Below are 25,463 nucleotides of genomic sequence, written 5' to 3'. Positions count from 1 at the left end.
GAAGACCTCACTGGGAGCGGAGTGAACGCAGGAAGAAGGCGACGTTGGCGGGACGCTCGGCCAGGCGGCGCATGAAGTAGCCGTACCAGTCGTCGCCGTAGGGGACGTACACGCGCACCGTGGACCCGGCGCGGGCCATGGCCTCCTGCTTGTCGGTCCTGATGCCGTAGAGCATCTGGTACTCGAAGGAGTCCCGGCCGCGTCCGGCGCGGTCGGCCAGCAGCTCGGCGATGGAGATCAGCCGGTCGTCGTGCGTGGCCACCATGGGGTACCCCTTCCCCGCCATGAGGATGCGCAGGCACCGCACGTACGCCTTGTCCACGTCGGCCTTCTTCTGGTGGGCCACCGAGGCCGGCTCGGCGTAGGCGCCCTTGACCAGGCGCACCCGCGACCCCTCGCCGGACAGGTCGCGCAGGTCGCCCTCGCTGCGCAGCAGGTACGCCTGCACGGCGACCCCGGTCGAGGGGAAGTCGGCGCGCAGCTCGCGCAGGATCGCAAGGGTGGAGTCGACCGTGGTGTGGTCCTCCATGTCCAGGGTCACCGTGGCGCCCGCGTCGCGCGCGGCGGCGCAGATCTCCCTGGCGTGGTCCAGCGCCATGCGCTCGTCGAGCACCTGCCCGACGGCCGACAGCTTCACCGAGACCTCGGCCCGGCCGCCCAGCCCGAGCGGCGCCAGCGCGTCGAGCAGCGACACGTACGCCTTGACGGTCCCGGCGGCGGCGCGGACGTCCCTGACCTCCTCGCCCAGGTGGTCGAGGGTGACGGCCAGACGGGCGTCGGTGAGGCGCTGCACGGCCGCCAGCGCGGCCGTGGTGTCCTCACCGGCGACGAACCGGTCGACCACGTGCCGGGTGACCGGGAGACCGGAGACGGCGCGGCGCGCGAGCGAGCTCCGCGATGCCGCCAAAAATACGGAACCGAGCATGTTCACCACCATAAATCCGCAGGTGAGCGGCTTCTATGGACATCCGCCACGGCCGTCGTCTACCCCGTTCATACAGATGTATGACAATGGACGGGTGGATCTGCAGGAAATCGTCGACGACATCGCGCGCGTCCTGGACGCCCCGGCCACGCTGGAGGACCGCGCCTTCCAGTTGCTCGCCTACGCGGCGCAGAGCGGCGACATCGACGCCGTCCGGCGGGAGTCCATCCTGCGCCGCCGCGCCTCCGACGAGGTGCGCGCCTACTTCGAGGGCTACGGCATCGCCACGGCCACCGGCCCGGTCCGCGTCCCCGGCGACCAGGGCCTCGGCGTGCTCGCCCGGGTCTGCGTCCCGCTGCGCCACCGCGAGGTGACCTACGGGTACCTGTGGCTGCTCGACTCCGGCGCGCTCACCGACGCGCACCTGACCCAGGTGGCCCCACTGGTCGACCGGGCCGCCGCCGCGCTCGCCCAAGAGGCCCGCCGCCGCCAGGACCTCGGCGTGCGCCTGCGCGACCTGCTGTCGGCCGACCCGGAGGTCCGCGCCGGGGTCCGGCTCGAGCTGCCCGGCCCGGTGGCGGCGATCGCGGTGCAGAGCGCCTCCGGCCGGGTCGCGCCGCTGTGGACGCTGCCCCGTGGCGTCCCGGCCGACGCCGGCGACCCGGTCACCGCCGTCCTGGCGCCCGCGGCCCAGGCGCGTGCCGTGGCCGAGCGGGTGCGGGCCATGTACGGCACGGCGGCGGGCATCGGCGGGCCCCGGCAGGACACCGGCGAGGCGTGGCGGAGCTGGCGGGAGGCCCGGCTGGCGCTCCGCGCGGCCCAGCGGGTGGCGAGGTTCGCGCCGGTCGCCGCGTGGACGGACCTCGGGGTGCACCGGCTGCTCGTCCGGCTGTCCCCGGCCGAGCTGGCCGACCTCGCGGGCGAGGCGGCGGCGCTGGACGCCGAGCTCGCCCGCACCGTGGTCACCTACCTCGACCAGGGCGGGCGCGCCCGCGACACCGCCGCGCGGCTCGGCGTGCACCGCCAGACCCTGTACTACCGGCTGGCCAAGGCCGAACGGCTGACCGGCCTGGACCTGGACGACGGCGAGAACCGCCTGGTGCTGCACCTCGGCCTCAAGGCCGCCGAGCTCCTCGCCGGCCCGGCCTGAGGGCCGGCTCCGGGCGCCCGCGTCCGGCGGCGGGCCGCCCGGTGGCCGGTCCAGGAGGCCGGCCGGTCACGGGGCCCGGTAGATCTTGACCCAGTCGACGAACATCGACACCGTGCGCGGGGTCGAGGAGTCGCGGCACGGCGACCACTGGTTGCACACCACGTCGTTCTGCAGCGTCAGGTGCACCGGGCCCGAGGGGACGAGCGGCCCGGTGTAGTCCCAGACCCGCCTGCCGTCCAGCCAGAACGTGAGCCGGCCGGGCAGGTGGTCGACCGCCACGGTGTGCCATTTGGTGAAGTCGGCGCGCATCAGACTCTGCGCCTGAGGAGCCTCGCCGCGATGGACGTAGATGCCGGCCGTCTGCCGGGTCGGATCGATCGACTCGGTGAAGTCGATCTCGCTGTAGTCCCCCGAACTGGACCACAGCAGCGCGACCAGGGAGTACCCTGCGCCCGCCTCGCCGCGCATGCGCACCTCCCAGCGGCCGTAGGTCTGCGACAGGTGGCTCGCGACGCCGCCGGACAGGTCCTTGCCGCCGTAGAAGCCGCCGGTCATCTTCAGCACGCCGCCGCCGACGCTCGTCGCCTGCGCGGTGCGCGGGTTCACCTTGGCGTCGGGGGAGTGGTACACCTCCCACCTGCTCCGGTCGATCTGGGCGCCGTCGAAGTTCTCCACCAGCACCGGCGTGCCCCACCGGGCGTCCGGCGCCGAGGACACGCGCCCGTTCGCGGTCGGCGTGGCGGCCGGGGGCGTGCCGGCCCGGGGCGCGGAGGAGGGCGGGAACGGTACGGGGGGCGGCGGCGGGGTGTCCGGCCCGGCCGGCGGCCACGGGGTCCCCGGCGCGCCCGGCGGCCGGGACGGAGCACCTTGCCCGGACCCGTACCGGTGGTCGTACACCGGGGGAGGCGGGTACCCCGGCGGGCCGCCCGGGCGCACGGAGGCCGCGGCGCCCGGCGCGCCGCCCGGAGTCCGGCCGGCCACCGGCGCGCCACCGGGCGGGCGGCTGGCCACCGGTGCGGCGTGCGGCGGCCGGGACGTGGCCGCGGCGGTGGGGGAGGCGGCCTCCCGGACGGCGGGCGGCCGCCCCGCACCCCCGGAATGGCCGGCGTCCGGCCTGCCGGGACCGGGACAGAGGGTCAACGTCGTCGCCGCCACGATCATGTACGCGCTACGCATCGACATGCGCCCATGAAAGCAAGCATGCTCCGCTGATCACAGGGTTATGACGATACGGTGTCGCGGATCTCCGCACTGCTTCACCAATCAAGTGGTTAGCCGCACACTGAAAGCTGTGTCCGATTACGAGGTACTCGTCCTGGGTTCCGGACCCGGTGGCCAGAAGGCCGCCATCGCGGCCGCCAAGCTGGAGCGCCGCGTCGCGATCGTCGAGCGGCGCAACATGATCGGCGGGGTGTGCATCAACACCGGCACCATCCCCTCCAAGACCATGCGCGAAGCCGTTCTCTACCTGACCGGCCTCAACCAACGAGAGATGTACGGCCAGAGCTACCGGCTGAAGGAGGACGTCACCGTCTCCGACCTGACCATGCGCACCGCGCACGTGGTCGGCCGCGAGATCGACGTGGTCAGAAGCCAGCTCTCCCGCAACCATGTGACCATGCTCGTCGGATCGGGCCGCTTCCTGGACCCGCACACCGTCGAGGTGACCGACGAGAACGGCAGGGGCACCAAGGTCACCGCCGACAACGTCATCATCGCCACCGGGACCCGGCCCGCCCGGCCCGGCAGCGTGGAGTTCGACGACCGCACGGTCATCGACTCCGACGGCATGATCAAGCTGGACCGGGTGCCCGACTCCATGGTCGTGGTCGGCGCCGGCGTGATCGGCATCGAGTACGCCTCCATGTTCGCCGCCCTCGGGACCAAGGTCACGGTGGTCGAGCGGCGCGACCGCATGCTCGACTTCTGCGACCTGGAGGTGGTCGAGGCGCTGAAGTACCACCTGCGCGACCTGGCGGTCACCTTCCGGTTCGGCGAGACCGTGGCCGCCGTCGAGCGGCGGGCGCGCGGCTGCGTCACCGTGCTGGAGAGCGGCAAGAAGATCCCGGCAGACACCGTCATGTACTCGGCCGGCCGGCAGGGCATGACCGAGGCGCTGAACCTGGAGGCGGCCGGGCTGCGGGCCGACGACCGCGGGCGCATCGCCGTCGACGCCGACTACCGGACGATGGTGCCGCACATCTTCGCGGTGGGCGACGTCATCGGCTTCCCGTCACTGGCCGCCACCTCGATGGAGCAGGGCCGCATCGCGGCCCACCGGGCCTGCGGCGAGCCGCTGAACGGCCTGCCAGACCTGCAGCCCATCGGCATCTACACGATCCCGGAGATCAGCTTCATCGGCAGGACCGAGGACGAGCTGACCAAGGCCCTGATCCCGTTCGAGGTCGGCGTGTCCCGCTACCGGGAGCTGGCCCGGGGGCAGATCATCGGCGACACCTACGGCATGCTCAAACTGCTGGTGTCACCGGAGGACCACGCGCTGCTCGGCGTGCACGTCTTCGGCACCGGGGCCACCGAACTGCTGCACATCGGGCAGGCCGTCATGGGCTGCGGCGGCACGGTGGACTACCTGGTCGACGCGGTGTTCAACTATCCGACGCTCGCCGAGTCCTACAAGGTCGCGGCGCTCGACGCGATGAACAAGATCCGGCGGATGGCCCGCTACGCCGACTGAACCCGGCCGGCGGGGATGGGACGGGCCCGTGACGGCCGCCCGGCGACACACTCGCCGGGCGGCCGGTCCCCGCTCGGGGCGTCGCCAGGGATCACAGATGCGGGAGGACGTCCTCGATGCGGACGGGCAGCCTGCGGAAGCGCGCACCGGTGGCGTGGAACAGCGCGTTGCCGATGGCGGCGGAGACCCCCACCATGCACACCTCCCCGAGTCCCTTGACCCCGACCGGGTTGAGGAGCAGGTCGGGCTCGTCGATGAAGTCGACGTCGATCCGGTGGACGTCGGCGCTGACGGGGATCGGGTACTCCTCCATGGTCGGGTTGAGGAACCCGCCGTACCGCGGATCGACCAGGCTCTGCTCGCGCAAGGTCGCGCCGATGCCCCAGATCACGCCGCCGCGCACCTGGCTCGCGGCGGTCACCGGGCTGGCGACCCGTCCGCAGTCGGCGACGCTGACGACGCGCGGGACGCGCACGCGGCCGGTCGCCGCCTCGATCCGTACCTCGACGAAGTGCGCGATGTGGCTGAAGGTGACGAACTCCGGGTACTCCGGGCCGGCGATGGCGAGAAGTCCCTTGCGCAGCCGGTCCACCACCACATCGGCGGGCTGGCCGCGGGCCACGCTGGTCGCCTCGATCTCGATCCGGGAGCCGCCGGTCGCGGCGACGGCGGCACGCATGTCCACCGGCCCGGTCCGTGGCACGCCGAGCCGGTCGCGCAGCGCCGCGTGTACGGCCGGCAGGGCGGTCGCGGTGCCCCAGGAGCCCGCGGTGAGGTGCTGCGGGGCGCTACGGGTGTCGCCGACGCCGACCTTCACCGCCGCGATCTCGATGCCGAGGTCGTCGGCCACGAGCCGGGCGATCGCCGTACGGATGCCCTGGCCCATCTCATGGCCGGCCACCGCGACCTCGACCGTCCCGGTGTCATGGGCGGACATCCGCGCGATGGCCGCGGCGGCGCTGCCCGGGTAGGCGCCGATCGCCACCCCCCAGCCGATCAGTGTGCCGTCGGGGCCCCGCATCGACCGCGGCCGCGGACTGCGCTCCGCCCAGCCGAACCGCTCGGCGCCGCGCCGCAGGCATTCGGCCACGTGGCGAGAGGAGAACGGCAGGCCGGAGACCGGGTCCACGGCGGTGTCGTTGGCCAGGCGGAGCTCGACAGGGTCCCGGCCGGTCGCGTAGGCGATCTCGTCGACCGCCGACTCCATGGCGTAGGCGGCGATGTGCTCGAACGGCGCCCGCATGTACCCGGGGGTCTGCACGTCGGTCCGGACCAGCCGCTGCAGGCCCCGGAAGGCGCCGATGCCGTAGAACCGGGAGGACACCTCGGTGTACATGGCCGGGAACAGGTCGTGCCGCGAGGTCTGCTGGTCGATCTCGTGGATCGCCGCGACCAGGCGGCCCGAGGAGTCGGCGCCGAGCCGGACGCGCTGGCGGCTCGCCGGGCGGAAGCTGGCCTGGTGGAACGTCTGCGGGCGGGTCAGCACCAGCTTGACCGGCCGGCCGAGCCGGCGTGCCGCGATCGCCAGGGGCCCGATGTGCGGCTGGAGCGAGTTCTTCTGGCCGAAGCCGCCGCCGACGGACGGTGAGATCACCTGAACGCGATCGGGGCTGATGCCGAGCTGCCGGGCGAGGCCGTTCTGGACGGCGCCGGAGTTCTGCGTGCCCTCGTGCACCACCAGGGTGTCGCCGTGCCATTCCACGACGCCGCCGATCAGCTCCATCGGCACCTGGTGCTGGTTCGGCCCGGACACCTCCACATCGACCTGGACCGGCGCGGCCGCGAAGGCGGCGTCGGCGTCACCGACGGCCGTGTCGGCGAACATCGGGATCGGGATGGCCTGCGCCTGGACCAGTGTCTCGGCGCCGGGCGCGTCGAGCGTGAACGCGGCCGGCTCCGGCTCGTAGGCGGCCGTGATCAGTTCGGCCGCCTCGGTGGCCGCGAGCGGCGTGTCGGCCACGACCAGCGCGATCGGCTGCCCGCGGTAGGCGATCCGGTCGTCCAGCAGCGGCTGGAGGCTCTGGAACCCGTAACCGCCGGTCATGATGAAGCCCGGGGAGGTCAGCTCGTCCGGGTCGAACCGGGTGATGACGAGCCGTACGCCGGGGAGATTCAGCGCGGCCTCGGTGTCCACGCCGGTGATCCGGCCCCTGGCGATGGTGGCGACGGCGAACGCGGCGTACGCGACGCTCTCGGGCGCGCGGTCCGCGCCGTAGCGCAGTGCGCCGGTGACCTTGGCGCGGGCGTCGACCCGTGCTGGCGCGGTGCTCATCGGCCCGCCCTTTCCACGGCGATGCGCAGCGCCTCGGCGACGGTGCGCTCACCCAGCTCGATCTTGAAGGCGTTGAGGTTTCCCGGGCGTGCCCCGGCGAGCGCGGCCTCGCCCGCCGCGCGCGCCGTCTCGGCCGACAGCGGCCGGCCGGTCACGGCCCGCTCGGCGGCGTACGCGCGCCACGGCCGGGTGGCGACGCCGCCCAGGGCGATGCGGCACTCCTCGACGACGCCCCCGCCGGTGAGCGTGACGGCGACGGCGGCGGAGGCGAGCGCGAAGGCGTACGACTCGCGGTCGCGGATCTTCAGGTACGTCGAGCCGCGGCCGGCCGGGGTGACCGGCACCCGGATCCGCACGATGAGCTCGTCCGGGGCGAGGCTGTGCTCGCGGTCCGGAGTGTCCCCCGGCTCCACGTGCAGATCGGCGAGTGTCACGGTCCGCTCGCCGCGGGGGCCGACGACATCGACGACCGCGTCGAGGGCGAGCAGGGCGACCGGCCAGTCGCCGGCGAAGGCCGCGGAGCAGGCGTCGCCCGTGCCGAGCACGGCGCTGCCGCGGTCGATGCCGTCGCGGGCCGCGCAGCCGCTGCCCGGCCTGCGCTTGTTGCACGGGTAGAGCTCGTCCCGGAAGTAGGGACAGCGCGTCCGTTGCAGGAGGTTGCCCGCCACCGTCGCCATGTTGCGCAGTTGCTGCGACGCCGCGCGCCACAGCGACTCCGCCAGGACGGGATAGTCGCGGAGCACGACCGGATCGGCGGCGACGTCGGCCATCCGCGCGCTCGCCCCGAAGACCAGATGGTCGTCCCCAGAGGTGTCGATGACCTCGAGCTCGCCGAGGCGGCTGACGTCCACCAGCGCCGATGGCCGCTCGACGCCCAGCTTCATGAGGTCGAACAGCGTCGTGCCGCCGGCGAAGAACCGCGCCTGCGGCCCGGCGGAGGCGATCGCCGCGACGGCGTCCGCCACCGAGGTGGGTGCGGTGTAGGTGAAGGAACGCATGTGTCACGCCTCCGCGGGCCCGGCGACCTGGCGGATCGCGGCCACGATCCCCACATATGCGCCGCACCGGCACAGGTTGCCGCTCATGTACTCCCGGATCTCGTCGTCGTCACCGGTGTGGCCCTCCGCGATGCACGCGAGGCCGGACATGATCTGCCCCGGCGTGCAGTAACCGCACTGCATCGCGTCGTTGTCGATGAACGCCCGCTGCAGCGGGTGCAACGTGCCGTCCTCGCCGGCCACGCCCTCGATGGTGCGCACCTCACGCCCCTCGACCTGCGACGCCAGAGTCAGGCACGACACGACCCGGCGCCCGTCGAGGTGGACCGTGCAGGCACCGCACTGCCCGTGGTCGCAGCCCTTCTTGGTGCCGTACAGGTGCAGCCGGTCCTGCAGGACCGCGAGCAACGATTCCCGCGGGTCCACTTCCAGGTCGACCTTGCGGCCGTTGACCTCGAATGCCGTCACGATGTTCCTTTCCCCAGTGCCGAAGTGTCGTGGAACGGCCACCGCCGCCCGATCCCCACGTGCAGGATCACGGAGAGGCCGATGGCGTTCAGGGCCACATAGGCGACCCAGTCGGCCGCCGTGGCACGCTCCCAGGGCTGCGTGCCGGCGAGGCCGGTGAGCAGGACGAACAGCGCCGTCGAGACCGCCGCCACCAGGGCGAGGACCCCCGCCTGCCCCGCCCGGCCCGGCCGGGCCTCGAACAGCATCCCGGCCAGCAGGCCGCCGGCGATCACGCAGCCGCACACCGCGCTGATGGTGTTCGCCGCCAGGCCGAGACCGGCCGACAGCAGCAGGTAGGTCAGCGCCGTGCCGGCGAGCACGGCCGCGTTGTTCGCCGTCAGCCGCCACGCCCGGGAGCCGATCAGGTTGAGCGGCCGGCCGCGCAGCACCACGAACAACAGCGTCTCCCAGGTGCCGGCGACCACCGTGAGCGCCCCGAACTCCGCGCCGCCGATCAGACCGGCATGCGCCCGAGCGCCGGCGACCGGCACGCTGACCTCGACCATCGCCGAGACCACCGCCAGGGCCGCCGTCCAGGTGGCGACGAGCGCGATCAACCCCGCGAGCCGCCGGTCCAGGCGGCTCAGCGGCCACCGCTCGCAGGCGAGGGTCAGGTGCAGCATCGCGGTGAAGGCCGCGCCGGCCAGGGGCATCGTCGCCGGGAACGTCGCCGCGTGCGCGGCGCCGGCCCCCGGATCGAAGACACCGGCCGGATCCGGCCGGGCCGTCGCCGCCTGCCCCGCCAGGGTCAGGGCCACCCCACCGGCCGCGATCAGGGCGGTGTCCGCCCAGCCCGACCAGGGAGCGCGCAGCCGGGTACCCGGCCAGTTCTCCCACCAGAAGGCGATCACCGCGGCGACCGGCAGCGCGAAAGTGGTCAACGGGCCCAGCACGAGCACCGACCCCTCGGCCCCGCCCACGCCGAACGCCAGCAGCACGGCGAGGGGGAGGACGACCATCAGACCGCCCGCCAGGCCCGGCCCGCGCCGGCGGGCCGGCCGGTCATCCGCCGAGCCGGAGGGCCGGGGCGTCGTGCGGAACGGCCGGCCGGCGTGCGACGGGTCCCGTGGCGGGCCGGGAGCGGCCTGGACGGCGGCGTCCGGCCGGGAACCACCCTCGCTCATCGTCGCCGCGGCTTGCACTGCCGTTCTCCGGGACGCGGCGACATCAGGGCTGACTCTCCTTCGGGATGGGACAGAGCAGGTCGGCGGTCCGCCGTTCTCCTGCACCCGTGCAATGGGGCGGGTGCCAAGGGGAGTGGGGCGGCAGGCCGGCCGGCGAGATCGCGCCAGATGAGCCGGGCCACGCGGACACCGAACAGTATGGTCACGGCGGCTCCGGGCTGTCCAAGACCCTTTGCGCACGGACCGATACCCTCAGGGCATGGACCTTGACCTGCGAAAGCTGCGGTACTTCGCCGAGGTCGCCGAGCAGTTGCACTTCGGCCGCGCCGCCGAGCGGCTCCACGTCTCCCAGCCGGTGCTCAGCCGCCAGATCAGCCGGCTCGAACGGGAGATCGGGACGCCGCTGCTGGAGCGGAGCAGCCGGCAGGTGACCCTCACCGCCGCCGGGCGGCAGCTCCTGGAGGAGACCCGCACCCTGCTGGCCGCGTCGGCCGCCGCACGGGAGCGGGTCCGCGCCGCCGGCCAGGGCACGCCGGTGCTGACACTCGGGTTCATGGCCGGCATCCCGATCAACCCGGTGATCTGCGCGTTCCAGGCCGCCCATCCCGGCGTCACCGTCGAGTTGCGCCGCCTCGACTGGTACGACCAGGCGGAGTTGATCCTGGACGGCAGCGTCGACCTCGCCTACGTCCGGCCGCCGCTCGTCGAGCGCGGCCTGCGCCTGCGGCCGCTGTACGCCGAGCCGCGCTTCGCGGTGCTGCCCGCCGGTCACCGCCTCGCGGGTGCGCCGAGCCTGCGCATCATGGACCTCGCCGGCGACCCGGTCGTCATGCACAGGGACGCGATCCCCGCCTGGGACGCCTTCTGCAACACCGACCCCCGGCCCGACGGGCGGCACCCGATCGCGGGGCCGGTGATCCGGAGCATGGACGAGAAACTCGAGCACGTCGCCGCGGGGCGGGCGATCACCTTCCTGCCGGCCTCCGCCGCCACGCACTACGCCCGCCCGGACACGGTGGCGGTACCGGTCACCGACATCCCACCCCACCCTGTCTGCCTCGCCTGGTCGGCCATCCGCGGCTCGGCGCTGATCGACCGTTTCGCGGCCATCGCGGCACGACACGTTCCCGATCTCCCCGGCGGCGCCACGGCGGCGGTGAACGCGTCGGCCCTGGAGGATTAGGAAGGGGCACCGGGCGGCCTCCGGGTCGCCGGGTGCCGCCGCGCGCGCACCCGTTCGAGGGTGAATCTTTCAGCGGCCGCGTGCGCCGCCCGCGCGCCGTTTCCGGTGTGCTCGTTCCGGCCCGGCCCCCGGAACCGACCGCGCGTCGCCGCCGGACAGCCGCTTCCGCGGCGCACGCGCGTCCCGGTGCCCAGGCCGCCGGGCGGCGCGGGGAGCCGTCGATACGTCCCGACCGGCCCGCCCGTTCCAGCCAGGTCCAAATCCCCGGGTGTTGACGGTGCTCTCCAGCGCGGTGCTGAATTCGCTGAGGTCGTTGTCGGTGGCAAGGGAAGGGACGCCCATGGTTGCTCGGAACCCGGTGCGGCGGATGCTGGCGCTCGGCTCGGCGCTGGTCGCGATCGGCGCGTGGAGCGCGGTGGCCGCACAGCCCGCCGCCGCCGACGCCATCGTGCTGAACGCGACGGTGGACTGCCTCAACGTCAACTACTCGGGGGACACCCGAGACTGGTACCCGCTCAGCCCTTCGGTCTACGGCCCGCTGTCCTACGCCGAGATGACCGCGATCCCGGCCACGCACGCGTGGCAGTTCACCCGCACCCTGCCCGCCGGCACCACCTCGGTGTCGGGCATCGCGCGGTGCAGTGAGGGACACCAGTACGGCGACTACACCGGGTCGTACGGGACGCTCTCCATTCCCGCGGGCGCCACCACCGTGACCGCCACCTGGAGCTGCTCCACCGCTCCGGTGTACCCCGGCCCGTGGCTGACCAACTGCACCGCGCAGCTGGTGTCGTACAGCTGACCGTCCTGCGGCGTTCCGGCCCGGCGGGTCGGCGCCCGGGCCGTGCCGGGACTCAGGCCACCGGTACGGTGAACGCGAACGAGCCCGCGCCGCCGGGTGGCGGCGCGGGCTCGCGAAAGAGTGCGAGGAGCGCGGGTCAGGCGGCTTCGACGTCCTCGGCCTCGATCTCGGCCGGCTCGGCCCGGCCGGTCACCGTGTCGTAGACCCGCACCAGCTCGCGGCTGATGCGCTCCATCGAGTACCGCGACTCGGCCCGGTCGGCCCCGGCGAAGCCGAGCGCGGTGCGGCGGGTCAGGTCACCAAGCAGCAGGCGGGTGCGGCGGGCGATCGCGGCGGGGTCGCCCGGGCGCACCAGCAGGCCGGTGACGCCGTCCACCACCGAGTCCATGTGCGCACCGGTCGCCGAGGCCACCACGGGGACGCCGCAGGCCATGGCCTCCAGGGCCACCTTGCCGTTCGGGACGGCGATCGGCAGCGAGAGCACGACATCGGCACTGCGCATGAGCTTGGGGATCGAGGTGTGCGGCACGTGCCCGAGGAGCGTGACGCGGTCCTCCACGCCGACCTCCTTGGCCAGCAGGCGCAGCTCCTCCAGGTCGCGCTCGGTGTCCGGCGCGCCCGCCACCGGCCCGCCCGCGATCAGCAGCTCGGCGCCGGGGATGCCGTCCAGGGCGCGGATCGCGGTGTGCGCGCCGCCGCCCTGGGTGATGTGCCCGACGTGGACGAGGCGGGGGCGCTCGCTCCGGGCCATGGACGGGCCCTGACGGCGGAACCGGTCGGTGTCCACGCCGTGCGGGACGACCGCGATGCTCTTGCGGGGGACGCCCAGCCTGATCAGTTCCTCGCCCTCGCCGGCGCAGGTGGCGATGACCGCGTCGGCGCGCCGGCCGATCGCCCGCTCCAGGCGCACCCGCGCCGCCTGCTCCCGCCCGGCGCCCTGCCGGATGCGGGCCGAGCCGAGCTGGTGGAAGGTCTGCACGACGGGGACGTCCAGCCCCTCCGCTGCGGCGATGGCCGCCAGGCCGCCCGTCCAGGAGTGGGCGTGGATCACGTCGGGCCGCTCCTTGCCCCACCGCTCGCGCAGCCGGGCGCTGAACGCCGAGATGTGCGGCATGAGCGCGTGCTCCGGCAGCGGCTCGACCGGTCCGGCGTCGAGGTACTCGATCGTCACGCCGGTGGCCACCTTGACCCGCGGCTTGCGGTCGGCGGCGCTGCGGCGGGTGTAAATGGTGACGCGGTGGGAACCGGTCAGTTCACGGGCGATGGCCGGGATGTCGGCGGGAAGCGCGGCAACAGAGACGATGGCGATGTTCACAGGGCACACCTCAGGGAAGCCGGGTCACGCTCAAGGGGACCCGATGATGTACTGAGTTGTGCCTGCGTCTTAGGCACGCGATATGCAGAGAAGTTTACCGGTGTCTGGACGACCGTAAACCACCTGGGGCCGAAAATCTTCGAAGACGTGCCGGCCCCGAGGGGGCCGGGACACGTTCGCGCAGGTGAGAGCGGTCAGCGGGCCCGGCGCAGCGCCAGCATCGTCATCTCGTCCAGCACCTGCCCGCCGGAGAACGCCTGGTGGTCCTCCTCGACGGCCTTGACCACCGCGGTGGCCGGCTGCCCTGTGCAGCGGGCCAGCACCTCGGTCAGCCGGCTCTCGCCGTACGCCAGCTCCTCCTGCCCCGACCGGCCGCGCGAGCCCGCCAGCCCGTCGGAGTACAGCACCATGGTCTCGCCGACGGCCAGCGCGACCTCCTCGACCGGGATGGCGGCACCGGTCTCGATGCCGAGCGGCACGCCTCCCCCCGAGGTGTACCGCACGTCGCCGTCGTTCTTCAGCACGGCCGGCGGGTGGTTGCCCGCCGAGGCCAGCCTGACCCGCCCGCCGCGCCGTCCCGGGGTGACGAACCCGGCGGCGACCATGACGAACATGCCGGTGTCCTGCGCCACCAGGGCGTCGTTCAGCCGGGAGACGACCGCGCCGGGATCGTCCTCCCACACGCTGAGCGTGCGCAGCCCGCCGCGGACCAGCGCGGTGACCGAGGCGGCCTCCTCGCCCTGGCCGACCACCCCGCCCACGGCGAAGCCCCAGCCGTCCTTGACCGGGAAGACGTCGTAGAACTCCCCGCCGATGGCCTTGGGCGCCGAACCGGTGTGATAGGCGGCGGCGACGTCGTACCCCGGGACGTCCGGCAGGGTGCGCGGCAGCACCCCGGTCTGCAGCGTGTCGGCGGCCTGCGCGCGGTCCTGGAAGAGCCGCTGCGCGCGCAGGGCCAGCCCGATGTGCGCGCCGGCGTCCTCCATCAGCGCGAGGTCGGCCAGGCCGAACGGGGGCCGCTCGCGCAGGCGCAGTAGCGTGATGACGCCCTGGACCTCGTCGCCGGCGTGGATGGGCACGCTCAGCACCGATCCGGCCCGGGTGGCGTGCAGGACGGGCGAGCCGTCGGGCAGCACGCCGAGCAGGCCGTCGTCCTCGACCATCTCCTGGACCACGCCGGCGCCGCCCTCCAGCACGTGCCGCACCAGCGGCGCCGCCGAGGGGTCCATGCGTTCGAGCGTCTGCACCAGCCGCGCGACGGGCTGGTCGCCCGGCCCGATGGCGAGCGCGCGCCGCACCGTGCCGCCCCGCACGACGTCGGCGAACACCCAGTCGGCGGTGTGCGAGGCGAGCAGCCGTCCGGCCCGGATGATCGCGACCGGCTCGCTCAGGCTCTCTTCGTCCAGCAGCAGGCGGGTCAGTCGGGACATGAGCTCCTGGCGGCGGGCGGCGGCCATGACCAGCGACTCGTCGGGCCCCTGCTCGGTCTCCCGTACGGCCTGCTCGGGCTCGGGCATGCGCACCTCGACCGGCAGCGCCACCGCGGCGATCATCTCCTGCGGCTCGCCGGGCATGCGCAGCTGGGTCAGCACCAGCCGCACGTTGTGCGCGCGTCCCTGGTGGGCGAGCCGGGTCGGGAAGGCCGCGGTCTCGCCGGTGTGCAGCACGGAGGTCAGGTGGGAGCGGAAGGCGGCCCGGCGGGAGACGTCCACCAGCAGCGGGAAGGCCCGGCCGGTCAGGTAGCCGTCCGGGCTGCCCAGCAGCCGCGAGGCCTCGGCGTTCACCCGCCGCACCGTGCCCGCCGTGTCCAGGATGATCACCGGGACGGGGAGCGAGCGGTAGACCGTCCGCAGCAGCTTCAGCTCGCGGTTGGAGCCGCCCTCCCGCCCGCCCGACCTGCGGCGGGACTTGCCCAGCTCGCCGATCGAGGCCCGCAGCAGGTCACGGGCGGTGTCCAGCTCCACCAGCGCGGCGTCCAGCGTCGGGCCGGGGTCGCCGGGGTAGGCCGAACGCGCGTCACGCAGCGAGGAGATGCGGGCGGTCAGGCCGCTGAGCGCCTGCTCCAGCGCGGGAAGGTCAGTGGAGTCGGTCAATTGGCGTCCTTCGTCGGGCGAGGGGGCACGTGCCGCCCTCCTCGCTAGACCGTACGTCAAGAAGGCGCCCGCCATCGATGAGCACCGTCCGCCGGGATTTAACCTGACGGACAGGGGAAGCGGAAGCCATGTGTGACTCCTCCGCTTCCTGAAGGGAGCGGCTTCTCGCTCGGCTCCGCCGAGGTGGGCGACGGACGATCCCTCCCGCTTTCGAACACAGGAACCATATCAGGGGAGCGCTGGATTCCATGGAGACGATGCGCATGTTCAGTCCCGCTCTCGCCCGGGACCTCGCCGCTCTGGGACGCGTCAACGAGGGCACCTCGATGGAGAGCGTGCTGCGCGGCGTGACCGGCGCCGTCGCCGCCGGGGTGCCCGGCTGCGCCGGCGGCACGGTGGAGTTGCGGCGTGAGGAACGGCTGATGCTCTCGGCCTCGCACAGCGACCTGATCGCCCTGGTCGACCGGGAGCGGGCACTGGGGGAGGGGCCGACGTTCGAGGCGGTGGCCACCGGCAGGAACGTCCTGGTGCCCGACGTGCTGCAGGACACCCGCTGGCCGCGATATGGCGCGGGGGCCGTGCGGTACGGCGTGCGCTCGACGCTGGTGCTGCCGATCGCCATCGACGGCGCCACGCTGGTGCTCGGCCTGTACGCCGTGCGGCCGGGGGCGTTCGCCGGCGCTTCCGCCGAACCGCTGGCCGCCCTGCTCACCGAGCAGCTCACCGTGGCGCTGGCCAACGTGTCCGACTACGACGAGGTGCTCACCGGCGCGGCCCAGCTCCAGGAGGCCCTGGCGGGGCGTGCGGTGATCGACCAGGCCAAGGGCATCATCATGCACGCGAGCGGGTGCTCGGCCGAGGCGGCGTTCGACGAGTTGCGCCGGCTGTCGCAGCACCACCAGGTCAAGGTGGCCGACCTGGCCCGGTTGCTGGTCAGCGAGCACCAGAGCAAGCACGGCGGCGCCCTCCCGTCCTGAGCGGGGCCACGCCACTCGTCCCGCTCCGGCGCGATCGAGCGCGCCATGCCCGCTCCCGGCAGGCGACGGCGCGGTGGAGCGGGACGGGCGTGCTCAGCGCCGCGTCACTCCTTGAACGCGGCCAGCGCCTCCTCCAGCGTGTCGTACAGCGGCAGCCGCTGCGCCAGCCCGGTCACCCACATGACCTTGGAGTTGGAGTACTGCACGCCGACCAGGGCGAAGTGCCCGCTCTCGGCCATCGTGCGCTGCCAGTGGTGCACGATCAGCCCGAGGGCACGGGAGTCCATGAACGTCACGCCGGCCAGGTCGAGCACGAGGTCGGGACCGTGGTCGTCGGCCACCCGCGCGAGATGGCCGGTGAACCGGTCGCGCGTCGTCGCGTCGAGGATGCCGTTCACCCGCACCACGGGCACCCCGTCCGCGATCTCGGACGAGAGGGTCAGAGCGGAATTCGCCCTGTCTGGAACGGTCACCACGCGCCTCCAAGCCGCTTCCCTGGCGCATGGCGCCAACCCCGTCGGGGGTCAATCGCAACATTACTGTTGCCCGGGGGGTAGCAATACTCTTGATTTTTGGGGAATACTGGAGCCGAGGTCCAGCAGAGGGCCTCGTCTCGACAGTAGTACGCGAGGCGACGTCGACTCTGCATGGGCTGGGTCGGTTCCGCCTCGCTTGCAAGGCATACGAGGGAGCAGCAATGGCTGCCGAGAACCACACTTTCTCCCAGTCCACCGAGTCCGACGTCACCGCCGAAGACCTGCTGCGCGAGCTGCACGAGGCCGGCACCTCCGAGGACCGCCGCGCGCGGCTGCGCGAGATGATCGTCGAGATGCACCTCCCGATGGCCAGGGAGATCTCCCGCCGCTACCTCCACCGGGGCGAGCCCATGGAGGACCTGCTCCAGGCGGCCTACGTCGGCCTGATGAAGGCGATCAACGGTTTCGACGCCGAACTCGGACATAGCTTCAGAGGCTATGCCATGGTGACCATGACCGGCGAAGTGAAGCGCCACTTCCGCGACCGCACCTGGGCGGTGCGCGTCCCCCGTCTCTACCAGGAGCGGCGCTCCGAGCTGAACCGCCTCGTCGCCGACTTCACCCAGGAGCTCGGCCGGTTCCCCACCGTCGCCGAGCTGGCCCAGCGGATGGGCATCTCCGAGGAGGACATGCTCCTCACCATGGACGCCGCCGCGGCCTACAGCACGCTGTCGCTGGACGCGCCGATGGGCGCCGACGACGACGCCGCCGCGCTCGGCGACCTGATCCCCGACGAGGACGACGAGCTCGGCACGCTCGTCGACCGGGAGGCGATCAAGCCGCTGATCGACCAGCTCCCCGACCGTGAGCGCAACATCCTCCTGCTGCGCTACTACGGCAACATGACCCAGGCCGAGATCGCGGCGGAGTTCGGCATCTCCCAGATGCACGTGTCCCGCATCCTCCGTAAGGTCCTGGGCCAGCTCCGCTCGCAGCTCGTCGCGGCGGGTTGATTAAGCCGCCGTCCGCGGGGCACTGGACGGCGAACGGAAGTCACGTGGAAGGGTCCCTTCCCTTGCGAAGCGGTATTCGGGGGTATCTTCGTCCCTGTGACGCCCCGGACAGGGGGCCCTTTCCACAGCTGATCGCTCTTGGAGGCGGTTGTCGGGTGAACGAGGACGAAGTCCCTCCTCCCCGCTTCCTCGTGGACGGGGGCGGCATTCTGCCGCTCCCGTCCGGCGTGACGGTCAGGGAAGTGACGTTCAGCGTCGGGGACCTCCCGGATGTCCGGGACTTCGCCGCCCTCCAGGCCCGGCGGGCGGGTATGGCCGAGGACGCGGTCGGCGACTTCCTGGTCGCCGTCAACGAGGTGGCGACCAACGCCGTCACGCACGGCGCGGCCAAGGCGCGGCTGCGCGTGTGGTGTGACGAGGGTGATCTGTTCATCGGGGTGTACGACGAGGGGCACTGGGTGCCCGAGGAGCCGCCGGGCATGGTCGCTCCGCACGACTACTCCACCAGCGGGATGGGGCTGTGGGTCGCGCGGCGGCTCACCAAGGAGCTCATCCTGCGAACCGGGGCAAACGGCACAGAGCTGATAATGCGCTTCAAACTGCCGTAAATGGCTATATGGGCGGCCAGGGAGGCGGGTACGTCCCCGGACATGACCCAGCGAATCCCGCACGTGCTGGTCGTCGGGGGCGGCGCGGTCGGCATGCTCGCCGCCCGCCGCCTGCAGCGCAGACTGCGCCGCGGCGAGGCCCGCGTCACCGTGGCAGACCTCGACTCCTACATGACCTACCAGCCGTTCCTGGCCGAGGCCGCGGCCGGCAACGTCGAACCCCGGCACGTCGTGGTCTTCCTGCGCAGGGTGCTGCCCCGGTGCGACGTCATCAGCGGCCGGATCACCCGCATCGACCTGGCCTCGCGCACCGCCGTCCTCAAGCCCCGCGAAGGGCCGGAACGGACGCTGGACTACGACTACCTCGTCTTCGCCCCCGGCTCGGTCTCCCGCACGCTGCCCATCCCGGGGCTCGCCGAGTGCGGCATCGGCTTCAAGACCCTGGAAGAGGCCATCCACCTGCGCAACCACGTGCTCTCCCAGCTCGACCTGGCCGACTCCTCGACCGACGAGACGCTGCGCAGACGCGCCCTGACGTTCGTGTTCGTCGGCGGCGGCTACGCCGGCGTGGAGGCCCTGGCCGAGCTGGAGGACATGGCCGCGGGCGCGTGCCGCTACTTCCGGCGGGTCCGGCCGTCCGACATGCGGTGGATCCTGGTCGAGGCCACCGACCGGATCCTGCCCGAGGTCGGCCCCGAGATGGGGGAGTGGACCGCCCGGGTGCTGCGCTGGCGCGGCATCGAGGTGCGCACCCGGACCCGGCTGGAGTCCGCGGTCGGCCACCACATCATGCTCAGCGACGGCGAGGAGTTCGACGCCGAGACCCTGGTCTGGACGGCCGGCGTGCGGCCCAACCCGCTCACCTCGGCCTCCGACCTGCCGCTGGACGGGCGCGGCCGGGTCAAGGTCGACGCCGGTCTGCTCGTCGAGGGCACCCGGTTCGCCTTCGCGGCCGGCGACTGCGCCGCCGTCCCCGACCTGACCCGGCCGGGACGGACCACCCCGCCCAACGCCCAGCACGCCACCCGCCAGGCCGTCCGGCTCGCCGACAACCTCGTCGCCGTCCTGCGCGGCGAGCCGCGCCGCCCGTACCGGCACCGCAGCGCCGGATCGGTCGCCTCCCTCGGCATGTACCGCGGGGTGGCCAACGTCTACGGGGTGCGGGTGCGCGGGTTCCCCGCCTGGTTCCTGCACCGGACCTACCACCTGACGAAGATCCCGACGCTCAACAAGAAGGCGCGCATCCTGATGGACTGGACGCTCGGCCTGCTGTTCGCCCGCGAGATCGTCTCCCTGGGCGCGATGCAGGACCCGCGCCAGGAGTTCGAACTGGCCACCCGCACCGCCCGCCAGGCCCTCCCCGAGCGCTCACCGGCCGCCTCCGGAACCCCCGCCCGCTGACCGCCCCCTGCGGTGTCACCGGGGGCCACGGGGGTCCGGTACGGCCCGGAGACCCCACCAGGCGGCCGGGCACGGCGACACACGCGGAAGGGCGCCGACCTGACGGCCGGCGCCCTTCGCCCTTCGTCGCGTGCCCCGAGGCCCGGAGGAGCACGCGACGGGGTCCTCAGCCGTTAGGGGGAGCGCCGCTGATCTCCGACAGCGGCGACGACGGATACCGGTCCAGCGCCATGTCCCCGAGCGACACGATCCCGACCGGACGGCCGTCCACCACCACCGGCACCCGGCGCACGGCCCGCTCCCGCATCAGGCGCATGACCTCCTCGACGTCCTGATCGGGCCGGGCGGTGACCAGGTCGGAGGTGCACAGCGCGCCCAGAGGCGTCGAGTAGGGGTCCCGGGCCTCGGCGACGGCGCGCACGACGATGTCCCGGTCGGTGACCAGCCCGCACAGCACCTCGTCCTTGGTCACCAGCACGTCCCCGATCGCCTGGTCGCGCATCACCCGCGCCGCCTTGGCCACCGGGGCGTCCGCCGGCAGGCAGACCGGGCGGTACGTCATCACGTCCCGCACCTTCTGGCCCATCATCGGCACCCCATCTCCGTTCACACCCGATCTCGTCGACGTGGTCCGCTCAGCGGCGGGTGCGCCGGTAGCCGCGCCACGGAGCGCCGCCGCCGGCACTCGCGGTGCCGATGCCGCCCTGGTGCAGGGCCAGCAGGCACAGGCCCAGCGCGATCAGGGCCGTGGTCGAGATGCCGATGCTCGTACCGAGCAGGCTGAACAGGAACGCGATCCCGAAGACGATCGCCGCGACGATGGCAAGCATCGGATTACCTCACTTAGCCTCGAGCCGGCCGCTGTCACGCCCGGCGCCCGAATGGGAAAGTCCAACCAGTTCCTGCAGGAGCGAGCGGTAGTCCCGCAGCGCCAGCCGCAGCCGCTCGGTGTCGTCCTGATCGCCGTTCTTCCAGCGGTCCGCCAGGCCCTGCCTGCGCGCGGTGATCGCCGCCACCGCCTCGTCCACCAGCCGGTCGGCCCGCTCCACGGCGTCCCGGGGGTCGTCGACGAAGCTCGACTGGACCTCCCGCCACCGCTGCTCGAACTCCCCGTCGCCGAAGCCGTTCACGGCCCCGCCGCCGCGGCCGTCCGCACCGCTCCCCACCGCCGAGCTCCGCACCCCCGCGCCGGCGGCGCCCGTACCGATGCCGCCCGTGCGCGTGCCGCTCGTACCGGCGGTGCCGGCGCCGGCGGAATCCGTACCAGAGGGCCCCGCGCCGACCGTGCCCGGCTGGGTGGTGTCAGCGTCGGCGGTGCCCACGCCGGTGACCCCGGCGTCGGTCCTGCCGCCTGCGTGCGTGTGCGCGCCGGTCTCGTTCCGGGCGGCCACCGGCTCGGGCGCCACGTCCGGCACGGCCGTCAGGCTCTGGTCCCGGGTCGGCTGGTCGGCGTCGTCCGGATACACCATCAGATCGTGTTCGGCGGCGTCCGCCAGGCCCCGCCCGCCGGAGGACTCCCCGGACAGGTGAGCGCCCGGCCGGCGCGACTCATGCGCGGGGTCCGGAGAACTCCCGTCGCCGTCCTCGTGGTCGCCGTCCACCTCGGCCGCCGCACGCGGCGTTTCCAGCCCGGAGGCGTGGCGGGCGGTGTCCGTCCCGGACGCGTCGCGCGCGCCGTCCGTCTGGGACGTGCCGGTCGCGGGGTCTACGTGCGCGTCGCCGGGCGTGACGTCCTTCTTCTTGAAGGGGTTGGTCATGGTGTCCTCCTGGTCCAGGTCGCCGGACCCGCGGTCGATGGGGTGGCGCTGATCCAGCCGGCCCAGCACCCCGTCCTCGCCGGCCCGCCGGCTCGGCGCCGAGCCGGCGCCGTGCCGTGCGACCAGCAGATCCTCATCGCGCACCGCCATCGTCGGCGAGTCGTCCCGCTCCCGCCACCCGTCGGCGCCGGAGGTGTTCCTGTTCTCCTGCTCCCGTGCGGCCGAGCCGGCCTCGTGGTCACGTCGATAGGGTTCGGTCACTGGTCAGCCTCCCTGCGTGTTCCGGTACGAGGTGCGGCCACCCGCCACCTGGGCCCCGGTCTCGGCGGTGCCGTTGCCGTGATCGCCGGCCACCTGACCGCCGTACTGCCGCCGGTCCTGCTCCCGGCGCAGGCGCAGTTCACGCTCCTGGTCGCGCACGGCGCGCATGCCGTGCCGCGCGTCGTCGTTAGCGTCGTTCTCGCCCGCGAGGTCCCGCTCGTCGTTCCGGTGCACGGCCTGGTGCCGCTCGTCATCCCGGCCGCGAAGATCCGCGGCCGCCCCGCGGTGATCGTGGCCGGTGGACGGAGTGTCCTCCAGCAGTTCCTGGAACAGGGCGCGGTAGTGCACCATCGCCTGCCGGAGCTCCTCGGTCGAGGCCTCCCGCCGGGCGGCGCGGCTGCTGATCTCGTGGGCCTTGCGGTAGTGGTCCAGCGTCCCGCCGTGGGCCACCGACAGGTCCGAGAGCTGCTGCTCGAAACCGTCGGTCGGGTAGCCGCGCTCCGCCATCACCGCGGTGACCAGGTGGTCGGCCTCGGTGACCGCGAAGCCGGGAGCGTCCACGAACCGCTCCTGGACCTCGGCCCACTTCTTGCCGTACGTGGACCGGCTCTCCGGGGTCAGCGGCCGGATGTCCAGCTCGGCGTGCCGCTGCTCCCTCTCGATGAGTTCCTGCTCCGCCGCACGGCGGCTCTCCCCTTCGCGCACGGCGCGCTCGTACTCGGGGCCGAAGCGTTCTTGGAGTCGGTGCCTGCGCTGCTGTCGCGCCACGAGGTAGCCGACGGCCAGGATCGCCACCACCGCGGCTACAACGACGGCCACCCAGGTGATGGTCATGTCTGCCTCCGGTCAGGTCTGTCTTGGTAACCCCCCGACTGCCCGAGAAGGCGCCGCCAAAACGACACGAACCCCCTGCGTTCCTCGCCGGCTCGCACGCCACCTGCGGAGGGTTCCCGGCCGCTCCGGGAAGCGCCGCTCAGCCGTCTCCGGACGCCTGCTCCTTCTCCCTCCGCTCAAGGGCCTCCAGCGCGTCACCCAGCACCGACTCCACGTGCGAGTTCCCGGTCACCGGCGTCTCGTAGAACCCGAGCTCGGGCCGGTAGGAGACGTCCAGGCCGTTGTCGACCAGCCTGCGCGCCCAGCGCAGCGCCGTGTTGATCTTCGTCTGCGCCATCTCGCCGCCCTGGGCGACCGTCGAGAGGTTCCGCAGGTTCGTCGCCGGCCCGGTCTGGTTGTGCACGCGGTTGAGCTTCCACGGGATCGCCCTGCTGTGGTCGAGCATGGGCCTCGCCAGCCCGACCGACCGCTTGGCCTGCAGGATCCCGGACTCCGTCACCCCGAAATGCGCCGCCAGCCGCGCATTGGACCACCCGGAGGCGACCAGCCTCCCCAGCTCTTCCCGATCGATGTGCGCCTTCCGCCCCATCTGCCCATCCCGTCTTCGGCTCGCTCCACAGGTGCACGGGTCACACGTGCCGGACGACGATCATCCCGTCTCACATGTGACATCCCCAGCTATGACGCGCATCCGGCATGGAAGGAGTGCCCCCGGCGGCCCCCTGCCCGTACGCAGGACCCACAGATCTGCGCTAAGGTTGTTCTTGCTCGCCCCGGCGAGCAACGGGACGTAGCGCAGCTTGGTAGCGCACTTGACTGGGGGTCAAGGGGTCGCAGGTTCAAATCCTGTCGTCCCGACCGGTAGGTACTGGTCGGAGCCGTGATCACGAGAGAGTGATCACGGCTTTTCCGTTCCTCGCGGCTCATGTACCGCTTGGCCCCGCCGGCGATCGCCGACACCTATCGGCCCTCATCGCCTCAGGCTGCCGCCGGTTCCAAGACCTCCAGAAGTACGGGTTACCTGAATTTCGAACGGGTCGGTATAACAGGCAGATACCCGTGATCTACAACGTAAAGTCGAACGCGTCACACGCCCGCTCTCGTCGCACCCCCAGCCAATAGGTAAGCCGGGGCGGTGGTCATAGCGGAGCCGCCAACGCTTGCGAACGCCCCGTAGGCCGAGGGCGTCGAGGCGTCGTGATTCACGCGTCATCAGGGTGACCGGCGTCACTGTGGCCGGCGAAGGCGCGTCAGAAGTTCCCGCACCTGCGGAAGGTCTCGGTACGGTACCAACCGCTTGAGGACGACTCGGCCACGATGGGCGGTGCGTTCGCTCGCCACGTCACTGGAGAGGTCGAACATCCGCCCGGCCGCCTTGGCGGCTTCCTCGGGCTCGTTGGCGTCGGCTAGGGCCACGGCCAGCCAGGACAGGTACAGCGCCAGCTCGCGGGCATGGGTCGCGTCGTAGCGGCTCAGCACGTCCGTCAGCAGTGGCACCGCTCGGAGTGGGCGCCGTAGTTCGGTGTAGGCGCGAGCTTCCATCACTTGAAGCTCTCTCTCGTCCACCCAGTACACGTAGCCGGGTTCGTCCTCGCCGCCGTGCTGGGCCAGGGCGGTGCCGGCCTCGCCGAGCGCCGACGTCGCCGCTCGGGCATCCCCAGATCGCACGTGCGCCCACGCCAGCCGATCCCAAGCCAGGGCACGGGCTCGTGCCGGGGTGTGCGGGCCGGCCGCTTCCAGGGCCGCCTGAGCGAGCGCCACGCCTTCGGCTGGATCGCCGACGTTGGACACCTGGTAGGCGGCCCCGGTGACACCGTGGCCCCGGACGACGAGTACCCGATCCACACCCACGTCTCGAACCTGCTGCTCACCGGGACGGGCACCGTGATCGCGTACGAGGTTCCCGAGGAGAACGCGCGCCCGCGCCAGCCGATCGTCTCACACACCGCCGTGCACCAGGCCTCTCGTTGGTGACCTGACGTACCTGCGGCCGTAGCGGTCCGGCCAGGGCAATGTACGCCAGGGACCGAAGGGGAGGGCGGTCCCTGGCGGCACCTCTCGAACACGTGGGCCGCCTGCCCGGCATACACGAAGGCCAAGCTCGGGGTCTCCGATAGCGGCAGAATCTCGGCATGAACGCGCCGACTCCCACCCCCAGCTCATCACTGCACCTCATCCCGACGGAGCCGGTCGTCACGGTGACCGGGCCCGCCCTCATCGACGCACAGCCGTACGACCCGTCACTCACCGATCAACTCCAGGGATGGGGCACCGTCGGCGCCGTGGTCGCCGCGCTGCTCATCGCGCTGATCGGATGGTGGGTCGACGCCCGCCGGCGCGAGAAGGGTCGAAGCGAGGGAGAGGAACAGCGCAAGGCGGATCGGCAGTACGCCGAGGACCAGCGGGCGCAGGATCGGGCCGAGGCTGAACGTCAGCGTGCGGAAGACCGCGCGCACGCCGGGCAGCAGCGCGCCGCGGACCGTGAGGAAGCCCAGAAGCAGAGGGCAGAGGACCAGGCCGAAGCCGAACGGCAACGCACGGCGGATCGGGCCGACGCAGATCGGCGGCTCCAAGAAGAACGGCAGGCGGCCGACGAGCGCCTACAGCGGCAGCTCGATGAGCAGCGCGAGCGCGAGCGGACGCACTTCCTGATCGCCCAGATCCAGGAGGCCGGCGACCTCTACGCCCAAACAGTGGGCAGCCAAGACACCGACCGGCAAGCGATCGCCCGACAGCGCCTACTCACGCGCCTGCCTGCCATCCCCGGACGCTACGCCTCACTGCTCAAGCGAAAGATGGGGGTCCCGCACGACAACGCTGCCAGCTTCACGGGGTCACTCCGCATGCAGGCGCTGAACATCAACGAAGTCGCGAAGATCGACCCGCACATGATCTATGACGAGCTGGCCGAGAACATCGCCGAACTCCTCGGCCACACGCAGCCACCCAGCTCGTGATCCGACCCCCGATCGCGGGCGGCTCCATCCGCTACGGCCATGCGGGCGGCACGAAGCGGGTGCCGTCGAGGGCATCGAGTCCGACAGGGTTTCTTGTCACGCGCGCTCGCGC

At 72.6% G+C, this 25,463-nt stretch carries 25 protein-coding genes and 1 tRNA gene; 11 read left to right on the top strand and 15 right to left on the bottom strand.

Going from position 1 to position 25,463, the window contains the following annotated elements; all coding sequences use genetic code 11:
• Nucleotides 1–7: 7 nt before the first annotated feature.
• The gene (locus tag IEY93_RS20860; protein WP_189164780.1) at nt 8–925 is read right to left on the bottom strand and encodes a proline dehydrogenase family protein; all 918 of its coding nucleotides are present in this window, start codon (nt 923–925) and stop codon (nt 8–10) included.
• Nucleotides 926–1,019: 94 nt separating this feature from the next.
• Between IEY93_RS20860 and IEY93_RS20855 the strand changes: the two genes are divergently transcribed.
• Nucleotides 1,020–2,075 carry a PucR family transcriptional regulator gene (locus IEY93_RS20855; RefSeq protein WP_229691320.1) on the top strand — a complete coding sequence of 352 codons (1,056 nt, stop codon included), beginning with the start codon at nt 1,020–1,022 and terminating at the stop codon, nt 2,073–2,075.
• Between the two features lie 66 nt (nt 2,076–2,141).
• Here the strand turns inward: IEY93_RS20855 and IEY93_RS20850 are convergent, their stop codons facing one another.
• Nucleotides 2,142–3,257, bottom strand: coding sequence for a glycoside hydrolase family 16 protein (locus IEY93_RS20850; protein WP_189164778.1), 1,116 nt, complete (start codon nt 3,255–3,257; stop codon nt 2,142–2,144).
• A 109-nt stretch (nt 3,258–3,366) separates the two neighbouring features.
• Here IEY93_RS20850 and sthA point away from each other — a divergent pair, with 109 nt between their 5' ends.
• Entirely contained in the window at nt 3,367–4,770 is a 1,404-nt protein-coding gene (gene sthA, locus IEY93_RS20845) for a Si-specific NAD(P)(+) transhydrogenase (RefSeq protein ID WP_189164777.1), read from the top strand.
• A 91-nt stretch (nt 4,771–4,861) separates the two neighbouring features.
• Here the strand turns inward: sthA and IEY93_RS20840 are convergent, their stop codons facing one another.
• The 4 genes from IEY93_RS20840 to IEY93_RS20825 are packed head-to-tail and all read right to left on the bottom strand — an operon-like array spanning nt 4,862 to nt 9,674.
• Nucleotides 4,862–7,042: a xanthine dehydrogenase family protein molybdopterin-binding subunit gene (locus IEY93_RS20840; protein ID WP_189164776.1), complete on the bottom strand. Its 2,181-nt coding sequence runs from the start codon at nt 7,040–7,042 to the stop codon at nt 4,862–4,864.
• Complete coding sequence (locus IEY93_RS20835) at nt 7,039–8,040, bottom strand: FAD binding domain-containing protein (protein ID WP_189164775.1); 1,002 nt, start codon at nt 8,038–8,040, stop codon at nt 7,039–7,041. Before IEY93_RS20835 ends, IEY93_RS20840 begins: the two co-directional genes overlap by 4 nt.
• Nucleotides 8,041–8,043: 3 nt before the next feature.
• Entirely contained in the window at nt 8,044–8,511 is a 468-nt protein-coding gene (locus tag IEY93_RS20830) for a (2Fe-2S)-binding protein (RefSeq protein WP_372444480.1), read from the bottom strand.
• Nucleotides 8,505–9,674, bottom strand: a complete 1,170-nt coding sequence (locus tag IEY93_RS20825; protein WP_189164773.1) for a hypothetical protein — start codon at nt 9,672–9,674, stop codon at nt 8,505–8,507. Before IEY93_RS20825 ends, IEY93_RS20830 begins: the two co-directional genes overlap by 7 nt.
• 259 nt (nt 9,675–9,933) lie before the next feature.
• Here IEY93_RS20825 and IEY93_RS20820 point away from each other — a divergent pair, with 259 nt between their 5' ends.
• Together IEY93_RS20820 and IEY93_RS20815 are read left to right on the top strand one after the other, a co-directional pair.
• Nucleotides 9,934–10,857, top strand: a complete 924-nt coding sequence (locus IEY93_RS20820) for a LysR family transcriptional regulator (protein ID WP_189164772.1) — start codon at nt 9,934–9,936, stop codon at nt 10,855–10,857.
• 340 nt (nt 10,858–11,197) lie between these two features.
• Complete coding sequence (locus IEY93_RS20815; protein ID WP_189164771.1) at nt 11,198–11,659, top strand: hypothetical protein; 462 nt, start codon at nt 11,198–11,200, stop codon at nt 11,657–11,659.
• Between the two features lie 136 nt (nt 11,660–11,795).
• Here IEY93_RS20815 and IEY93_RS20810 read toward each other — a convergent pair whose 3' ends face one another.
• Both IEY93_RS20810 and IEY93_RS20805 read right to left on the bottom strand, forming a co-directional pair.
• Nucleotides 11,796–12,974 carry a glycosyltransferase gene (locus IEY93_RS20810; RefSeq protein ID WP_189164770.1) on the bottom strand — a complete coding sequence of 393 codons (1,179 nt, stop codon included), beginning with the start codon at nt 12,972–12,974 and terminating at the stop codon, nt 11,796–11,798.
• A 194-nt stretch (nt 12,975–13,168) separates the two neighbouring features.
• Nucleotides 13,169–15,067 (bottom strand): SpoIIE family protein phosphatase, encoded by a 1,899-nt coding sequence (locus IEY93_RS20805; protein ID WP_189164769.1) that lies wholly within the window; start codon nt 15,065–15,067, stop codon nt 13,169–13,171.
• A gap of 263 nt (nt 15,068–15,330) precedes the next feature.
• Here IEY93_RS20805 and IEY93_RS20800 point away from each other — a divergent pair, with 263 nt between their 5' ends.
• Nucleotides 15,331–16,044: a GAF and ANTAR domain-containing protein gene (locus IEY93_RS20800; RefSeq protein WP_229691318.1), complete on the top strand. Its 714-nt coding sequence runs from the start codon at nt 15,331–15,333 to the stop codon at nt 16,042–16,044.
• A gap of 104 nt (nt 16,045–16,148) precedes the next feature.
• Here the strand turns inward: IEY93_RS20800 and IEY93_RS20795 are convergent, their stop codons facing one another.
• Nucleotides 16,149–16,517: an STAS domain-containing protein gene (locus tag IEY93_RS20795; protein WP_229691317.1), complete on the bottom strand. Its 369-nt coding sequence runs from the start codon at nt 16,515–16,517 to the stop codon at nt 16,149–16,151.
• Between the two features lie 224 nt (nt 16,518–16,741).
• On the opposite strand from IEY93_RS20795, the gene IEY93_RS20790 reads away from it, so the two are divergent.
• From IEY93_RS20790 to IEY93_RS20780, 3 genes are all read left to right on the top strand, one after another.
• Nucleotides 16,742–17,533, top strand: a complete 792-nt coding sequence (locus IEY93_RS20790) for a SigB/SigF/SigG family RNA polymerase sigma factor (protein ID WP_189164767.1) — start codon at nt 16,742–16,744, stop codon at nt 17,531–17,533.
• A gap of 155 nt (nt 17,534–17,688) precedes the next feature.
• Entirely contained in the window at nt 17,689–18,141 is a 453-nt protein-coding gene (locus IEY93_RS20785) for an ATP-binding protein (RefSeq protein ID WP_229691316.1), read from the top strand.
• A gap of 42 nt (nt 18,142–18,183) precedes the next feature.
• On the top strand, nt 18,184–19,542 hold the full coding sequence (locus IEY93_RS20780) for an NAD(P)/FAD-dependent oxidoreductase (RefSeq protein ID WP_189164766.1): 1,359 nt from the start codon (nt 18,184–18,186) through the stop codon (nt 19,540–19,542).
• A gap of 166 nt (nt 19,543–19,708) precedes the next feature.
• Here IEY93_RS20780 and IEY93_RS20775 read toward each other — a convergent pair whose 3' ends face one another.
• The 5 genes from IEY93_RS20775 to IEY93_RS20755 form a co-directional block, all read right to left on the bottom strand.
• The gene (locus tag IEY93_RS20775) at nt 19,709–20,104 is read right to left on the bottom strand and encodes a CBS domain-containing protein (RefSeq protein ID WP_229691315.1); all 396 of its coding nucleotides are present in this window, start codon (nt 20,102–20,104) and stop codon (nt 19,709–19,711) included.
• A gap of 73 nt (nt 20,105–20,177) precedes the next feature.
• Nucleotides 20,178–20,372, bottom strand: coding sequence for a hypothetical protein (locus tag IEY93_RS20770; protein WP_189164765.1), 195 nt, complete (start codon nt 20,370–20,372; stop codon nt 20,178–20,180).
• Nucleotides 20,373–20,381: 9 nt separating this feature from the next.
• Nucleotides 20,382–21,560 (bottom strand): hypothetical protein, encoded by a 1,179-nt coding sequence (locus IEY93_RS20765; protein WP_189164764.1) that lies wholly within the window; start codon nt 21,558–21,560, stop codon nt 20,382–20,384.
• A gap of 3 nt (nt 21,561–21,563) precedes the next feature.
• Complete coding sequence (locus IEY93_RS38370) at nt 21,564–22,394, bottom strand: hypothetical protein (protein WP_229691314.1); 831 nt, start codon at nt 22,392–22,394, stop codon at nt 21,564–21,566.
• Nucleotides 22,395–22,533: 139 nt separating this feature from the next.
• The gene (locus IEY93_RS20755) at nt 22,534–22,983 is read right to left on the bottom strand and encodes a hypothetical protein (protein ID WP_189164763.1); all 450 of its coding nucleotides are present in this window, start codon (nt 22,981–22,983) and stop codon (nt 22,534–22,536) included.
• Between the two features lie 195 nt (nt 22,984–23,178).
• On the opposite strand from IEY93_RS20755, the gene IEY93_RS20750 reads away from it, so the two are divergent.
• Nucleotides 23,179–23,252 (top strand) — tRNA-Pro (locus IEY93_RS20750).
• Between the two features lie 369 nt (nt 23,253–23,621).
• Here IEY93_RS20750 and IEY93_RS20745 read toward each other — a convergent pair.
• On the bottom strand, nt 23,622–24,155 hold the full coding sequence (locus IEY93_RS20745; protein WP_504739356.1) for an NsdA family TPR-like regulatory protein: 534 nt from the start codon (nt 24,153–24,155) through the stop codon (nt 23,622–23,624).
• On the opposite strand from IEY93_RS20745, the gene IEY93_RS20740 reads away from it, so the two are divergent.
• Together IEY93_RS20740 and IEY93_RS20735 are read left to right on the top strand one after the other, a co-directional pair.
• On the top strand, nt 24,114–24,368 hold the full coding sequence (locus tag IEY93_RS20740) for a hypothetical protein (protein WP_189164761.1): 255 nt from the start codon (nt 24,114–24,116) through the stop codon (nt 24,366–24,368). The two genes, IEY93_RS20745 and IEY93_RS20740, sit on opposite strands and share 42 nt — an antisense overlap.
• A 158-nt stretch (nt 24,369–24,526) precedes the next feature.
• Nucleotides 24,527–25,351, top strand: a complete 825-nt coding sequence (locus IEY93_RS20735) for a hypothetical protein (protein WP_189164760.1) — start codon at nt 24,527–24,529, stop codon at nt 25,349–25,351.
• Nucleotides 25,352–25,463: the final 112 nt, after the last annotated feature.

The sequence above is a fragment of the Sphaerisporangium melleum genome (genome assembly GCF_014646695.1).
GTDB lineage: Bacteria > Actinomycetota > Actinomycetes > Streptosporangiales > Streptosporangiaceae > Sphaerisporangium > Sphaerisporangium melleum.
Note: the sequence above shows the minus strand (reverse complement) of the source record. Positions and strands in the feature narration are given on the sequence as shown.